This window comes from Sporosarcina sp. FSL K6-1540 (genome assembly GCF_038620285.1).
In the GTDB taxonomy this organism is placed as follows: domain Bacteria; phylum Bacillota; class Bacilli; order Bacillales_A; family Planococcaceae; genus Sporosarcina; species Sporosarcina psychrophila.
Map to the genome: position 1 here is coordinate 4,493,775 of NZ_CP152018.1, position 15,552 is coordinate 4,509,326.

Sequence of the window (15,552 nt, forward strand, 5' to 3'; positions counted from 1 at the left end):
TAGCTAACAATTGTTTCACCCCAATCTAATTCTTTATGGAAAGGAGCAGCGAATAAATAATGCTGCTCCTCTTCACTTTATTTATTCGCTGCTTTCGCTTTCTCAATCGCGGCATTGGACTTCTCCGCAAATTCATCTAACGCTTCTTTAGCTGATTTCGTTTCAAGGATTGCTTCTTGCAGTGCTGGGAACCAGAAAGTACGCACTTCTGCATAGCCGTCTGCAATCGTTGGTGGATCTGTTATGAATTTACGTGCCAGCTCTGAATACTCATACTCAGACCCTTCATATAGGCCTGTAACTGAGTTCCGCGCTGACAAACCTCCTGTTTGAATCAAGTTTTTCTCGCCCCATTCAGGATCGTTCACGATGAAGTCAACTAATTTTTTTGCTGCTTCAGCTTTTTTATCGTCATCATTATTAAAGACTGCTAGACCACCAAGAAATGGTTCAAGCTTCGGATCGGATCCATCCGGTGTTGGATAAGGAAGTAAAACATCCTCAAAGTCCTCTGTTTTATTTGGAGCAAAAAGTGATTTAAGTACAGCAGAATAGTTAATAGCAAATGCCATTTTACCTTGCAAGAATAAATCATTATGATCCCCAGCATCTAATGAAGCAGCGCCCGGTGCCACAAGTCCATCTCTTGAAGCTTGAACAACCCATTCAAGCCCTTTAATCCCGCTTTCTGAGTTAATCGCAACAGCGCTATAATCTTCATTCAAAAACCGACTAGTTCCTAGATTAGTAATATATCCTCGTGTCCCTTGGTCTCCCGCAACGCTTTTTGCATAGAAACCAGATGGAATGATACCCGGAGCCTTTTCTTTAACTGCATGTAACGCTTTCTCATACTCCGCTACAGTCCATGTCCGATCTGGTCGATCTAATGGTAGCAAATCAAGTTCGCCAATGTCCTCAAATAAAGTCTTGTTGACAGCCATCATGAATGGCCCTGTATTGAATGGATACATATAAACCTGATCTCCAACCATCGATTGTTTCATTAACGCTGGAGATATATCATTTTTCACATCATCTGGCATCATGTCATTTAGTGGTGCAAGTAACCCTTTCTTACCCCAATCAATGATCCGCCCTGGAGCGTCGTAGATCATATCTGGTGCTGTGTTCGTAGCGATTGCTACATTCAGCTTTTCAGGTCCACCTTCAAAAGTAAGCATCTCTAACTTCACTTTAATGTCTGGATTTTTTTCATTGAAAGCGGCAATAATTTCTTTCTCATACTTACCTACTTCTCCATCTAAAGCTTGGAAGTTCGGGAAATTCCACCACGTTATTTCCACTTGTTTTTCGTTACTTGGATTTTTGTCTGTGTCTTTACCACCTTCGCTTTCCTCGGCTGTATCTTGACTACAAGCGGTCAAAAATAGTGATAATACAAGAGCCATTACAACTAACAAGACAGAAACCTTTTTCGAACCTCGCATAATATCTCCCCCTCCTTGTATTTCCGGAAATAGTGGTGAAGCGCTTTCATTTCCTGTTTTAAGCATAAAGTCAATAACCAGACATGACAATCCCATGAACTTTACATTCATAGCCCTATTCTGACATAAATGCTCCACACCCCTTAAAATTATTTAATAATTCCAACTCCAATACACTGCCATTAAAGATTAATCTCCACAACATGTTTGAATCTTCTCCCAATTTCTTGTTGGGGAAACTTTTTTTATCGTGTACACTTAAAATAGATTCACAAAATGGCTGTTTAAGTAATAGAAATTTAGAGGTCATTAAACACATTCCTAAAAACAACAACTACTATCAAATTATTTTTGGGGGAATACGATGTATAAATTGATGATTGTTGAGGATGAACCTCTCATACGTTCTGGATTAAAACAGTACTTCGATTGGAAAGAGTTAGGGGTCCATACAATTATTGAGGCGGAAAACGGGAAAGACGGAGTGGATAGAGCTTTAATCGAGCTCCCCCACTTGGTGATTACAGACATTCGTATGCCTGTAATGGATGGACTTGAAATGATTGGACAGCTCCGATCAAAACTGCCCGATACCCTTTTTATTATTTTGACTGGCCACAATGAATTCGAGTACGCGCAAAAAGCCATTCATTATGGCGGTGTATATGATTATTTACTAAAACCATTGCAATACGAAAAAAGTTTTTCAGTTATTGTAAATTGCTTAGAAAAAATACGCCTAAAGCAACTTATGCCACAATCTTTCGAACGGCTGACAGATCCAGGTACAATTCAAGGGGTTGGAATTGCGCCTGAAGAAGGCCTTCAACTTTTCGAAAAAATAGAGTCCTATATCAAACTGCATTTGGATCAAGAATTAACACTCAATATGGTTGCCGAACATTTCTTTTATCATCCTTCTTATTTAAGTCGGCTATTCAAAACAAAATTAAATAAAAACTACATGACTTTTGTAAGCGAAATAAGAATTAATTATGCGCTACAATGCCTGAAGGTGTCGCAACATTCCATCGCCGACGTGGCAAGTTTATGTGGGTATAAAAGTTATAAACATTTCGTAAAAGTATTTAAAAGTGTTACCCAAATGACACCAACAGAATATAGAAAACAGTTAAGGCTATGATATTATGAACCAATTGAAGCGCTTCTTACCATTTTTCCAATTTAAACATGTGAATCATCAAATTTTTGTCCTTATGATTTTGACGATTACCATCCCGCTGCTGATTTTATCCGTAATGATTTACATGTTTTCAATTCAATCAGCTAAAAAAGAGTATCAAAATAGTTCGAATCTCATTCTTAATAATCTATCTTTTAATTTCGATCAATATTTGCAGAGCATCGAGATGGGGGCGCTTACTGCACAGATGGACAGTAAACTACAAAATGCGCTTGAAAATTGGCAAGGAGATGACTCAGAACGAGACTATGTTCAAATTTTAGAATACGAAAATGCGATTGAACATTTTATCAGTACAATTGAAATAACTATCGAGAATGTCGATAGCGTCCAAATTTATATAGGTGACCATGTCTTTTATTCGACACTTAAAAAATCTGTTTACGATGTGAGTAACTTAACAAACGAAGAATGGTATAAACAAACCATTGAGCAAAAAGGTAGAATCGTCTTATTTGGTACTCACCAACCATTTAATAGGGTAAATTCCAATGAATCAGTGATATCAATCGCAAGGGTAATTAATAAAAATGGAAGCAGACAACCGTTAGGTGTTTTGCTTATTGATATCCGTTTAGATTCATTACGTAACATTCTAAATTTATCAGAAAATCATAATCGGAATTTCGTTATTTTGGATCCTCTTGGCAGTGTTATTTACGCTTCTGACCTAGATCAAATCGACTCCAATATGACATTTAAACCCGCTATCCAGCCTTTCCTTTCCGATTCAAATAAGGAATCCGGGAATTTTTACGCACCGGTAGGCGGGGTTAATTCATTTTTCAATTTTGTCACTTCTCCCTACTCAGACTGGACAGTTATTCAATATATAGAAGAACAGGAAATGACTAAGCATGCGGAAATGCTTCGCAAAGTTATTTTAGGGTTAGCTTTCTTTTCGATTGGTATGGCTATGTTATTTATGGTGATCTTATACATACGTGTAACTGAACCAATTATCTTTTTAAGTAGGCAAGTGAAAATAATCGGTCGCGGAAAATTCGATGTTAACTTGACTAGCAAACGTCAGGATGAATTTGGCGGACTTTATCAGGGAATTAGCAAAATGGTCACGGACATACAAGATTACATTGAACGGTCCTCTGTGTTAAAAGCTCAACAAAAGCTAGCACATTACCGCGCGCTAAAAAGTCAAATCAATCCGCACTTTTTAGCTAACGCACTTGAATCGATTCAAATGAAAGCGGTGTTAAACAAACAACGGGATATTGCTGAAATGATTGGGGTACTTGGACAGTTATTTCGAATTAATATCCAAAGTGGGAAAGAAACAATCACATTGGAAGAAGAATTGACCCACATTCGCCTGTATATCCAAGTACAACAAATGCGATTCGGAGATAAAATTCAGTACGTCGAAAACTTAGCTCCAACTAGTGAATCTATACGACTTTTGCATTTCTCCCTTCAGCCCCTTGTAGAAAATGGTATTGTCCATGGGTTAGAGCGTAAATATGGAGCTGGAATACTTGAAGTTTCATCTATTTTTTCCGGCCAGGATATGCTAATAACGGTGAGTGACAATGGAGTCGGTATTGATGAAGAACAACTACAATACTTGAAAAATCGCCTTGCACAATCCTCCAGTACATTAACCGAAGAACATATCGGGCTTAAAAATGTCCATGATCAAATTCGGTACTATTTTGGTGATCAATATGGCATTGAGATTGATAGCTCGCTCGGAGTAGGCACGACGGTAACCATACGAATTCCAGCAAGAACATGAAGTTACTAGTTAGGAAACAGGACTCTAATTACTATGCTTCTTTCACCTATCTGAAAAATCTAAATGATTCACACGATAAAATGTGGGTATTACAAGAACATGCACCATTCATCTTAGACATACTCTTGGAGGAGATTTAAATGGATTTAAAACTTAAAGGCGAAAAGAAATGGTTAAAGCTAGGAGCGGCAACATTGCTCTCAGTCGGGATGCTTGCTGCATGTGGCGATGGGGATGACGACGATGTTGACGTGGATGTTAACGAACCTGTAGAAGATGTCAATCCTGAGGATGGAACAAATACGGATGTAGATTTAGATACTGATGATGAAACAGATAAAGATGTTGAGGTTGATGACGATGGCGTCGTTGATGATAAGAAAGATGACGACCATATCGAAGATGGCAGCGACGGTTAATTAGATAATCTGCTGTAGCACTTAAACCAAAAAGGACTGGATGGCATCGTAGCCGTCCAGTCCTTTTTGGAATTCAAATTTTCATTTTCAAATGAACATCCCTGCAATAGCGGCACTCAATAACGAGGCTAACATCCCAGCTGCCACCGCACGAACACCCAGTCTTGCAATGTCAGGACGTCGACTTGGTGCAAGAGAACCTAATCCGCCAAGAAGAATTGCCAGTGAACTTAAGTTCGCAAAGCCACAAAGTGCAAAGCTCACGACGATGACTGTTTTAGGGCTGAGTGATGCAATTTCAGGTGCGAATGATGCATACGCGACAAACTCATTCAACACAAGTTTTTGACCAATGAATCCACCTGCTGTTACTGCCTCTGACCAAGGAACACCGATGGCGAATGCCAGCGGTGCAAATAGAATGCCGAGAATCCCCTCAACGGTCAACGATTCAAAGCCAAACACCCATTTACCGATTCCGCCTAACATGCCATTCATCATAGCGATAAGCGCAATGAACGCCAATAGCATGGCACCGACATTCAAGGCAAGTTTTAATCCATCTCCTGCCCCACGTGCTGCTGCATCAATAACGTTCACAGATTCCTGATCCTTACCCATCTCAAAATCTTCAACTTCTGACTTCTCCGTTTCCGGTATAAATATTTTCGCCATAATCAATCCTGCAGGTGCAGCCATGAAGCTTGCTGCAATTAAATACTCAAGTGGAACACCCAGGAGTGCATAACCCGCGAGAACAGAACCAGCAATAGATGCAAGTCCTCCTGTCATGACTGCAAAAAGCTCTGACTTCGTCATGTTTGCCAAAAAAGGTCGGATGACAAGTGGAGCTTCCGTCTGTCCGACGAATATATTCGCGGCCGCAGAAACCGATTCTGCTTTACTCGTGCCAAGCAGTTTCGATAATGCGCCTCCGATCAGTTTGATAACCACCTGCATAATTCCAAGATAATATAGCACGGAAATCAAGGAAGAAAAGAAAATGATGATCGTCAACACTTGGAATGCAAAGACGAAACCGAATCCTTCAACGTCCGCTACCGGACCGAAAAGAAATGCAACCCCTTCGCCAGCGTAGTCAATGACATTTTGCACGAGTCCAGAAAACCATATTAATCCAGCTCTCCCCGCCTCCCATTTCAAGACGACGAATGCAAATGTCACTTGGATGATTAAACCAACAACGATAGTCCGGTAATTAATCGATTTCTTTCCATTAGATAAAAGAAATGCAATTCCTAATACCACAACTATCCCTAAAAGCCCCCACAATAAATTCAACTAGTACACCTCTTCATATGGAAGTTTTCCATTTATAATTTTGTTACTAATACGCCAATTCGCACTATGGAAAGCTCATTTTCGTTGTCTGACGTCATACAACTAAATGAGTTTAGCAAACGAAATGACATAAGTAAATAAATTGTGCGGAAAATAGGAAAAACTATGTTTTCCAAATGATTCAGCAGTTAGTATTCCACATTTATCCGAAATTACTCGTCGTTTTTTGAATACGCTCACATTTTAAGACAACAAAAAAAGACTACCCTTTAAGTCAATACAGCTGACCTGTAAGAAAGTCTTAGTATAATCATCTTCTATATCCTGTTACCAATGTCTATTTTTACGAAGAAAAGAAATAACTGTAATCAAAAAAATGGATTAAACGATGGTAAGCAGTTGGTCTTAGAATGACTTTCAAAAAATTACCCATCCTATAAAAAAGGAGATGTCATCAATTATGAGAAAAACATTTATTGCACTTGGAATTATTATTGCAGTTAATTCAGCACCAACATATATCCCAACCATTGCTCATACACCACCAGAAATTCCAGCTTACGCTAAGTGGGGTAAACTCGCTATAAAAGAAACACAATCAAAATATCCCAATGCAACTATTATTGACTACCTTCATGAAGGAAGCGAATCTAGAAAGGATTCAACAATTGAAAAGTTTAAGCTATGGTTAAAAGATGGTGACCACGAATTCGGCGTTTTTGTAAGAATTGAATATACTACCGAAACTGAAAAAGTAGTTACTATTGAATTTGAAGAAACTTCTAGGTAAAACTTCACAGTCGTGGCCATTTTTTTCGGAATTTGATAATCCCCATTTTTCAAGGGATATTATTTTTAAATCCAAATAATCAAGAGGCTTAATTAAATGGATAAACTATGCCCTTACCTAAATTACTGAGACAATATAAAACACCTACGTAATTGACACACTTATTAAAAGTGCATCTATCGTAGGCGTTTTTTCATTAAGTAGCCCTATTCAACTATTTTCAACACCAAAGGAAGTTACCTCACCATCATTCTATCATTGCTCCCAAAGGCTCTAAAACAAATTTTCCGATTGCATGGAGCACTCCTTCTTCATTGTTCGTCAGTGAGATATAATCCGCAAGGTCTTTCAATTCCTGGACCCCGTTACCCATCGCGATACCTAAACCAGCCGTCTTAATCAGTTCAATATCATTGTGATTGTCGCCTATAGCGATAATTTCTGTACGATCGATACCAAGATTACTCGCTAGGTGCAATAAAGCACTTCCTTTGTTAGCTTCCGGATGCGTCACTTCAAGATAGTTTACTAAAGACTTGGCGATATGTGCACTCCCTCCAAACAATGCCCGCAATTCATCCTGTAAGGTTGCAAGGTAGGCAGGCTCTTCGATAAAGAGTGCTTTCGTAAATCCTAGTTTCGCAAGTTTGCCAAGATCCGGTTCTATTTTATACGGGACCTTCGATTTTTTGGAGTACTCAATAATCTTGTCATTTTCTGATGCAGCATAAAGAATATCATCTTGATAAACTTGCAAATGTATTTTTTTATCACGAGCAATCTCAACTAGTTTTTGTGCCATGTTAGGAGGAATAAGTCTTTCATACATCACTTCATCGTCATCAATGCTTTTAATGATTGCACCCTGATACGTAATAACTGGTACATTGATGCCGAGTTGCTGTGCAAATAATTTCGCAGATGGAAACATACGCCCTGTCGCAATCGTGACAACTGTTCCTAATTCCACCGCTTTTTGAATAGCCTCGATTGTTCTTGGCGTAATCAGTAATTCATCCGTAAGTAATGTCCCATCAAGGTCAATCGCAATTAGTTTATACATGGAATTCCCCCTTTACTTAATGCTATCTAATTATCGTCGCATGTTGTGACTTACACTGTCTAGTGAAGATACTTTTCATCTCGCAATAATTGCATGTTAAAATCGAGAGGTGGAAAATAAAATAGTTATGTCACTAACTTACAGGCGTTTTTTTGTGGCTACCTCGAGTCACGATACGTCAACATTATTTCATTGAAATTCTCTAATTGATGTTCGTTGATATTTTACTATACCCACTCCATTCACCAACAGTTCCTGTTGCGTGATTGTATTCTCCCCTATAATTCTAGTATTCTTAATAGATGTAATTTATCAGCTTAGCATCCCCTTGGCTTTCACTTGAAGTAACCAGTCTGGAAACTCTGTAAGCAACTTATCATACAGCTCTTCATCGGAAACCTTTGCAACATTACTGATTTTAAAGAAATCTGCATTGTCTACATACCTGTCTTTAAGGTCGTCTAACTTTTGCAAGAAAGCAAATTTTTCTTTACCAATCCCAACAAACTGCCAGAAAATAGGTTGATTTGCGCTTTCACGCACAATCCGTGTTGCCTCACTTTTATCAGAGTTATTCCCATCCGTTATAAAGAGTACAAAAGTAGGATGTTCAGGCTTAATAGGAATTTCTTTTGCTTTCTTACTGAATAAACCACCAAACAAACTTTTCTTAGCAGGTTCTTGATTCCCACTCAGTGCAATTCCATATTTACTCACTATCAATTCCATAACTGGAGCATATTTCGTTCCACCACTTACAGTCATTTTAGTGTCCTTTACAAATGTTGCATGGTTCACTTCTGTTGCTGTACCAACAAAATTTGCACCGTTATTGAACTGAAATACATCAATTTCTTTATTAGCGTCCATGTTCATACCAATGGCTAGTAAACGCTCTACAATCTGCTGTACAGTCCCATTCTTATATAGTGAACTCATTGAGCCTGATTGATCGATTGCTAATATGATTTCTGCTTTAACACCAGTTAGTTTCTTCTTCTCTAATACAATACCTACTTTTTTAGTTAAATCTATTAAGTTTGTCATTTAATCATGCTCCTTATCTTTTTTAATATTTAATTTATGCCACACAAAATTATTATTTTCTCATTAAAAAATCTGAAGTCGTAAAAAGTACCAACATCTAAATATTCTCATTAATCCATCAACAATTACAACTGATTGTACCATAAGTTTATGGATAGCAAGATGGTGTCCCTGATTAACTTCCGCTTTTCAAGAAATAAATGTAGTTGTTTGTTTTTCTTATTAACTTCTCTCAGATGCATTATTTTTCACACAAAAAATGTCGCTCCTTAATCTAAATGATTAAGGAGCGACATACATCATAGTCCATATCAAAACATGTGGACTATTTTATTCAGTTTTAAATTTCTTCTTACGTGAAGGCAACATATTAAAGAGTATATTCAACACAATCGCAGTGACACTTCCCGCGACAATACCGTTACTCGTTAATATTTTAAGATCTGAAGGGAATTGTGCAAAGAGTTCAGGTACGACTGTCACACCAAGTCCTATCCCGATTGCGCAAGCAATGATCATAGAATTCTCTTGAGAATCAGTAATAATTTTGCTTAACATTTTAATTCCTTGGGAAACGACCATTCCGAACATTGCGATCATCGCGCCACCTAAAACAGCATTTGGAATAATTGTTGTGAAAGCTGCGATTTTTGGAACAAAACCGAGCGTAACCAACATAATACCCGCGATTAAAATAATTTTTCGTGATCTGACACCTGACATTTGAATTAAACCGACATTTTGTGAAAACGTTTGAGTTACTACTTCTATTGAAACCGTTGAAACAACAACGATTACACCACTTCAATAAACCCACATTTTTGATAGTCGCCTACATTTCACTATCATATTACTTCCATTATAATCTAGTTACTTTTATTAAGCAATAATTTATTAAGCACACAAAGCAAACCCTAATCGTCCGTTATTGGCCTTATCATGCGAGACCACTTTAATCTTCTTATTATCCTTAAAGCCGAAATGCTCATTGACTGCAAATTTTATCTTTTTAGCGTTCGTTTCCTGCATATCAATATAAATTAAAGTATTATTAGTAACAGCTTCACTCGTATCCACTCTTATTTTATATGTATAATACCTTCTGCCTCCATACGCTCGACTAACTTCATAACGGAATGCGTGATACAGCGTGGTCTTACATCCTACTGTTATTGCGTTGCCCGATAATCGGATATTACGCCTCCTCCAATATGTTAACACGCTATAAAGCCCTGTTTATTTGGGTTTGTTGGGTGTCGTGAAATGCTATTATCTCGTTAAAATCAGAATTTTACTTACCCACTAATTCTTCAATTCGCTTCTTACTGAATTTCCAATGTTTCGGGATTTCATCAGTATGCCCCTTGCCGATTCCATTTTTAAAAAGATGGCTTTCTTTTAAAACAGTGTTTCCATGTCCGCTTCTGCTTGTCTTCATATGCTCCCCTATTTCCTCGGGAGTAGCTAAATAAACTCTAGGTATATCACCATTTTCAAAGTCAACATCTTGAAACTGTACTAAACTTACAATAGTATTTCCTTTATGCCTATTAATCCAATGGTCGATTGCCTCACTATATGATCTATCTTTTTTAAAGTTTTGAGTAAGTCCCCATCCACCATCTTGACTACCTTTGACAGATATTTTTATCATCTTCTCTTCGTAGACAGCAACTAAATCATACTCTGGCTGATTAGCTCCGTATTGAACAGATATATCATATCCTGCCCATGCAAACAGGGTTGCAGTAAACGACTCAGCCGATACAGACACTTGATGAGATGTCATTGACTTAACCATAAAACCACCCCTTATTAAATGTATTATTAATCCAAATAAGTTATAAGCTTATCCTTAGTGCAATTCATACACGGTCGAATTTCTCTTTTGTAAACGTTCGTGACCACAAGTTTATTGCATATTTGATTCACTTGCTGCCTTGGTTTAATATCAAGAGCTTCAGATAAACAGTCATCACAATAGCTATTGCCTTTAGAAATAAAGTCGGCTACTACTTCAGTGTTTGACATATGACTCATTCTCCTTTTGTAGAAATTACTCTTCTTACAAACTGTCCTATTTCAGTACTATAAGTATTCAAAAGAATAGTTGTTAATACAGTACCTATCAACCACCAGATAAGAACTACAATCTTACTGCCTAATCTACTCTCCTCAACTCCAAGATAGCTCATGATGTGTTTTGGTAGGAAGACAATTAGCTCTATCCAATTGAGAGGATTGAATAAGTATGTCGATTTTCTTCTAAATTTCCCTCCTGAAGCGACAAGATTATTTTTTATTACTGTATAAACATCTATTCTGCTGTTAGGGAATTGACTAAATGGATTTATGCTCAATGACCTTACTTGTCCATATCCAGCGGAATCTAATGTATGAATCTTAATACCCCAATAGCCAGATAACTTCATAAGTTCCTCGAGTTCACTTTTGTATATCGTAATATCTTCGTCTTCTTCGTCTGCAATCCAAGCGTTATATTTATTGAGGATAAACTGACATCTGTTTGCTTTGCTTTGAAAATAGAAATAATTTAAGATAGGTACTAATAATATTGCAATAAGTACTAACAAGCTGTAACCTCCAATACACTAGATCTGCTTTTCTAATAAACTTTATCATCTAATCAAAACCTTTTTTATAAAGCGGTCTTGTATAGATTCCATTTGGATATCAAGGGATTAGGCTAGTTCTTCACTATCTGTGGATACTCGACATACTACAAAATAGAATATGTGTAAGACCGTGGTCTAACCTCCTACTATTTATTGATCTGCTCTTCATTTGATAATATCCCCGCCACATGTTGGAGTTGATAATAAAACTACTTTTATAGTTAAAGACTTGAATTACGATTATTTTAAAGAGGAATAGAGCTTAATTCTCTTTTAAATAACTTTTATCATCAATATTTCCTAGTTGTTTATCGCTTTAGGTGTAAATCCTGTTTTACCACCTCTGTTTTTTCCTGCTTTTTATAATTATGATTTTATGCATTCTTCTTCTACAATTTTTAATAGTAAATCCTTAACCATTAGTCCCAGTTCATTACCTATTCTTTCATACTCATATTTCCAATCTCCATTATGTACCAACTTACTTCGTATTTTGTAACAATCAGTAAAAAATTTAGCTGGTTGAACTCCACAATATGTATTTCCATCAAGAAACTTGCTAACTAAATTTCTACCTGATAATGAAATTGATTCATTTTTAAGGTAATTCAAACTAGAATTAAGAGATTGTTTTTCATTGCGTTCCAAACAATTACTCTCATTTGTAAGACTTATAAGGGAATTAATGTGATTTACTACATCAGACCTTCTCACTTTTACCTCTATTAAGGATTCAATTATTATGATATAAAGTAAAAATTTAATTCTTATCTGCATGTTAAACTGTGTAAGATTAAAAAGTTCAAAACCATCTACTAGTTTTTCAGGAAGAGAAATAGTAAAATCATGTAATTTTTGAAATTCCCTTTTGAAACGATTTATGTCTGCGATAGCTACTCCCGTAACTGAAGAATCCACAAATATTGTATCCCCTTTTTCTTCTATTACCATTAAACCATATATATCATTTAATGTTTGATATCCAAATTTATCGTAGAGTAATTCTAATGCATATGTAGTTAGCCCCCCATTATCCTCATCATTTCCAATATTTATTCCAAGTCCCATACGTAATGAGCTTATTTTAAGAATATCTATTAAATGCTTGCCACTATCATAGGCTTCTTTTTTCGTTCCAAATCCTTTACCAACTAATACGAGGATTGATGATTCACTAATGTTCTTATCAATATTAGCAGCACTAAGATAATAACTTCGAGATCCTGAATTAATTAATATGCTATTTTTATCTACATTAAAGTAAGCTGATTCACTTAGAATAAATTTAATTCGAAATTTATACATATAGGAGGATATCACCTTTCCACTTCATGTTTTTTTAGTTCTACATAAAAAGATGCTTTAGGTATTCCATTTAACTAAAGTATATCCGATACGCTCATTTTGTTCTCTGCTCTATTATTTCTGTACAAATACAAATTTCCCCTTCTTAAACTAAACTGACCCGTTAGTTGAATAAGGATATCCTTCCATCTTACTCGTGCAATCACCTTATTTTCCTTTTGTAATTACATTCACAAGAACCACATTCACATTTATACCATCCACAAACTTCACATTTGGAATGAGTCTGGGAGCTTACCTCTTTTCTACAAGAATGACAATGATTAATATAAAGCTCATATAATTTATTACCCTGGATATTCTTAAAATCAGTTCTAAGATTGTTTATTCTATTTAAATCCCAAGTGTAAACATTAATAAAACTTGTTTTTTCAAGTCTACAGTTATCTTCGTAATGATAATCTTCATCAATGATATCTCGAATAAATACTTCATGTTCCTCTTCAAAAGCAACTAACATTCTGGATTTATCTTGTAAATCAAAATTTACTATTTCTCCCCTACCATATGTTTGATGTATTACCGTATCGCCTAACTTAAACATATTTATTCCTCCTTTTAAGTTTAAAAACACTCCTTATGTCTCCACACATTGAAGAATTGTTGAGGAGTATTAGATTGCTTAGTCCTTCTAAGCTTTCTTGTATTGCTTCCTGCCCATTACAACATAGTGGTCTTTTGATGTTTAAAATGAATCACACAACGAACAAGCCTTATCTAGAAGAAACCTGCGGTCAACCTTGTAATTACTACAATAATAATACAGAGAAATATTTTAATTGGCATAAAGACTTTCATTTATTGAATGTGCCAACTAAGTAACAAAAACATTTTCGATTTCGGTTTTTTCTAAATAAAAGACATGCAGCTATGCAACAACAAATTAGGGAATATAATTTAATGATGTTCAATTGTTATCGCCCTATACCAATACTCTACTCATTTATCTTTCTTAATTGTAACAATATACTTAATTAATAGTTCCAATTTTCGAGTATCATAATTCCTATAGCAGAAATACTATTTATCATTGAATTTCTCCCCAATCTTCATAACTAACATTTTTAGTAATGAATATTGTTGCGATTTTGTTACTATAAAAAACTGAGAAATCCCTTTTTGTAACGGCAATACAATTTCATGATAAACTTCATAACATTTACTCTCAAATTCAGAATCATTACTCATTACATCAATAAAATTAGAGTTATTTTTTTGATTTAAAGTATCATAATGAATCATGTTTCTATATTTTGAAGCCCAGTCTATCATTTTTTTATTGGAAGCTAGTACATTTATTGTACTTCTCAATTTCTCATCAAGAGGATCTAACCACTGCATAAATTCTGCATTACTGTATTCCCAAAGATTATTTATATTTTTTAAAATTGAATCTAAACCTCTTGTTAAAATCCTCATAAAAGTATAATTATCAATAAATTGTTTTTCATTATTCTCAATAAATGTCTCGAAAATGTAAATTATATAATTTAATTCTTGTAAACAGATCAATAATCGAAATTGAAGCGTCTGAAAAGGTAAGTTTTTTTGATCGTCAAAAAATTTCTCTGACCTAACATCAAAGCATTTAATTGAATCTGAATTTCCAACCTCCTTGACGGGTATATCTTTATAAAAATCAATATTATTATTATCTATTATTAAAGGTTCGAGGTTCATTCTAGTTCGAGGAATTGTATCCAAAAGGAAACTCTCTAACTTTTTTTTGAACTCTGTATCATGCATTGTTAAATAAGGATTTTCAAAGTCTGAGTCTAAAAAAATGAAAGTATTATATATTGTACTTCCTAATATCCTATTATCTTCCATAAATAACCCGATATTATTTTCATAGCTAGCAAAGCTACTCGTGTGAATTTCTCTAATTTTCAAATAAATATCGCCGTTTTTTAAACTACCTCTCTGTCCGAAGAGTTTTATATTTTGTCGAATCTTAGTGATGTTATTATCTACCTTAATAGGAGGTTTAAATGCTCTTAGAATTTCATCAAATACTAAACAATAATCTCTTAATAATATGAAATTAAAAGCAGTAACAAATTTCTTATTCTTTCCACAAGACAATGAAATCCTATTTAACATATATAAGTCCATCATTGCTGTATTTTTTGCAGATTCCATTTTACCCCTCCTATTATTATGCGAATAATAACGCAAAAAAAAGTTTTCAACTTTCTACGTATTTTGTGCATTCAGCAGCAATCCTACTAGCACCCGTCCCTAAAGGCGGGGGACTATACCAGTATTTAAATTTGCACAATATGCCCAGTGATAACTTGAATAAAAAGTTCTGGATTAGGTAAGCGACTGATAGTAAATAGAGGCGTCATATAGCGGTAATGGTGAGCGGCGGCATTCGTGTTGAAGTGAAAATGTGGTATTTAACTTTTGTCTCGGTTTATTTTGATACTGGATGCGTGACTAGGAGTGGTCTGTGACTGTAAGATATAGCAAGTACCCAATTAACGGAATATACCCCCGACCTCTCGTATATCGAATAG

13 protein-coding genes and 1 pseudogene are annotated in these 15,552 nt (G+C 35.6%); 4 read left to right on the forward strand and 10 right to left on the reverse strand.

Features of this window, described 5'->3' with window-relative positions:
* Nucleotides 1-77 precede the first annotated feature (77 nt).
* The gene (locus MKY15_RS21650) at nucleotides 78-1,451 is read right to left on the reverse strand and encodes an extracellular solute-binding protein (RefSeq protein WP_342538552.1); all 1,374 of its coding nucleotides are present in this window, start codon (nucleotides 1,449-1,451) and stop codon (nucleotides 78-80) included.
* 364 nt (nucleotides 1,452-1,815) lie between these two features.
* Here MKY15_RS21650 and MKY15_RS21655 point away from each other — a divergent pair, with 364 nt between their 5' ends.
* The 3 genes from MKY15_RS21655 (at nucleotide 1,816) to MKY15_RS21665 (ending at nucleotide 4,827) form a co-directional block, all read left to right on the forward strand.
* Nucleotides 1,816-2,595 carry a response regulator gene (locus MKY15_RS21655; protein WP_342538553.1) on the forward strand — a complete coding sequence of 260 codons (780 nt, stop codon included), beginning with the start codon at nucleotides 1,816-1,818 and terminating at the stop codon, nucleotides 2,593-2,595.
* Nucleotides 2,596-2,599: 4 nt separating this feature from the next.
* The gene (locus MKY15_RS21660; RefSeq protein ID WP_342538554.1) at nucleotides 2,600-4,408 is read left to right on the forward strand and encodes a sensor histidine kinase; all 1,809 of its coding nucleotides are present in this window, start codon (nucleotides 2,600-2,602) and stop codon (nucleotides 4,406-4,408) included.
* Between the two features lie 140 nt (nucleotides 4,409-4,548).
* Nucleotides 4,549-4,827 carry a DNA primase gene (locus MKY15_RS21665; RefSeq protein WP_338656303.1) on the forward strand — a complete coding sequence of 93 codons (279 nt, stop codon included), beginning with the start codon at nucleotides 4,549-4,551 and terminating at the stop codon, nucleotides 4,825-4,827.
* Between the two features lie 87 nt (nucleotides 4,828-4,914).
* Here the strand turns inward: MKY15_RS21665 and MKY15_RS21670 are convergent, their stop codons facing one another.
* Nucleotides 4,915-6,129: a NupC/NupG family nucleoside CNT transporter gene (locus MKY15_RS21670; RefSeq protein WP_187045160.1), complete on the reverse strand. Its 1,215-nt coding sequence runs from the start codon at nucleotides 6,127-6,129 to the stop codon at nucleotides 4,915-4,917.
* A 460-nt stretch (nucleotides 6,130-6,589) separates the two neighbouring features.
* Here MKY15_RS21670 and MKY15_RS21675 point away from each other — a divergent pair, with 460 nt between their 5' ends.
* Nucleotides 6,590-6,919, forward strand: a complete 330-nt coding sequence (locus MKY15_RS21675) for a DUF3889 domain-containing protein (protein ID WP_342538555.1) — start codon at nucleotides 6,590-6,592, stop codon at nucleotides 6,917-6,919.
* 247 nt (nucleotides 6,920-7,166) lie between these two features.
* Here the strand turns inward: MKY15_RS21675 and MKY15_RS21680 are convergent, their stop codons facing one another.
* The 8 genes and pseudogenes from MKY15_RS21680 to MKY15_RS21715 all read right to left on the reverse strand — a co-directional run bounded on the left by MKY15_RS21680 (nucleotide 7,167) and on the right by MKY15_RS21715 (nucleotide 15,172).
* Nucleotides 7,167-7,982, reverse strand: coding sequence for a Cof-type HAD-IIB family hydrolase (locus tag MKY15_RS21680; protein ID WP_342538556.1), 816 nt, complete (start codon nucleotides 7,980-7,982; stop codon nucleotides 7,167-7,169).
* A gap of 312 nt (nucleotides 7,983-8,294) precedes the next feature.
* Nucleotides 8,295-9,029, reverse strand: a complete 735-nt coding sequence (locus MKY15_RS21685; RefSeq protein WP_187045161.1) for a VWA domain-containing protein — start codon at nucleotides 9,027-9,029, stop codon at nucleotides 8,295-8,297.
* Nucleotides 9,030-9,359: 330 nt separating this feature from the next.
* Nucleotides 9,360-9,779, reverse strand: a pseudogene (locus MKY15_RS21690) (solute carrier family 23 protein); the annotation flags it as partial.
* Nucleotides 9,780-10,320: 541 nt separating this feature from the next.
* Nucleotides 10,321-10,830 (reverse strand): hypothetical protein, encoded by a 510-nt coding sequence (locus MKY15_RS21695; RefSeq protein ID WP_342538557.1) that lies wholly within the window; start codon nucleotides 10,828-10,830, stop codon nucleotides 10,321-10,323.
* Nucleotides 10,831-11,065: 235 nt separating this feature from the next.
* Nucleotides 11,066-11,623: a hypothetical protein gene (locus MKY15_RS21700; RefSeq protein ID WP_342538558.1), complete on the reverse strand. Its 558-nt coding sequence runs from the start codon at nucleotides 11,621-11,623 to the stop codon at nucleotides 11,066-11,068.
* Between the two features lie 408 nt (nucleotides 11,624-12,031).
* The gene (locus MKY15_RS21705) at nucleotides 12,032-12,970 is read right to left on the reverse strand and encodes a hypothetical protein (protein WP_342538559.1); all 939 of its coding nucleotides are present in this window, start codon (nucleotides 12,968-12,970) and stop codon (nucleotides 12,032-12,034) included.
* Nucleotides 12,971-13,172: 202 nt separating this feature from the next.
* Nucleotides 13,173-13,574 (reverse strand): hypothetical protein, encoded by a 402-nt coding sequence (locus tag MKY15_RS21710; protein WP_342538560.1) that lies wholly within the window; start codon nucleotides 13,572-13,574, stop codon nucleotides 13,173-13,175.
* 476 nt (nucleotides 13,575-14,050) lie between these two features.
* Nucleotides 14,051-15,172, reverse strand: coding sequence for a hypothetical protein (locus MKY15_RS21715; RefSeq protein WP_342538562.1), 1,122 nt, complete (start codon nucleotides 15,170-15,172; stop codon nucleotides 14,051-14,053).
* Between the last annotated feature and the right edge of the window lie 380 nt (nucleotides 15,173-15,552).

Bases quoted from the DNA above. Each gene is read 5' to 3' on its own strand.
- MKY15_RS21675 (WP_342538555.1), top strand. From the start codon at position 6,590: ATGAGAAAAACATTTATTGCACTTGGAATTATTATTGCAGTTAATTCA.
- MKY15_RS21655 (WP_342538553.1), top strand. From the start codon at position 1,816: ATGTATAAATTGATGATTGTTGAGGATGAACCTCTCATACGTTCTGGA.
- MKY15_RS21715 (WP_342538562.1), bottom strand. From the start codon at position 15,172: ATGGAATCTGCAAAAAATACAGCAATGATGGACTTATATATGTTAAAT.
- MKY15_RS21665 (WP_338656303.1), top strand. From the start codon at position 4,549: ATGGATTTAAAACTTAAAGGCGAAAAGAAATGGTTAAAGCTAGGAGCG.
- MKY15_RS21705 (WP_342538559.1), bottom strand. From the start codon at position 12,970: ATGTATAAATTTCGAATTAAATTTATTCTAAGTGAATCAGCTTACTTT.
- MKY15_RS21660 (WP_342538554.1), top strand. From the start codon at position 2,600: ATGAACCAATTGAAGCGCTTCTTACCATTTTTCCAATTTAAACATGTG.
- MKY15_RS21685 (WP_187045161.1), bottom strand. From the start codon at position 9,029: ATGACAAACTTAATAGATTTAACTAAAAAAGTAGGTATTGTATTAGAG.
- MKY15_RS21695 (WP_342538557.1), bottom strand. From the start codon at position 10,830: ATGGTTAAGTCAATGACATCTCATCAAGTGTCTGTATCGGCTGAGTCG.
- MKY15_RS21680 (WP_342538556.1), bottom strand. From the start codon at position 7,982: ATGTATAAACTAATTGCGATTGACCTTGATGGGACATTACTTACGGAT.
- MKY15_RS21710 (WP_342538560.1), bottom strand. From the start codon at position 13,574: ATGTTTAAGTTAGGCGATACGGTAATACATCAAACATATGGTAGGGGA.
- MKY15_RS21650 (WP_342538552.1), bottom strand. From the start codon at position 1,451: ATGCGAGGTTCGAAAAAGGTTTCTGTCTTGTTAGTTGTAATGGCTCTT.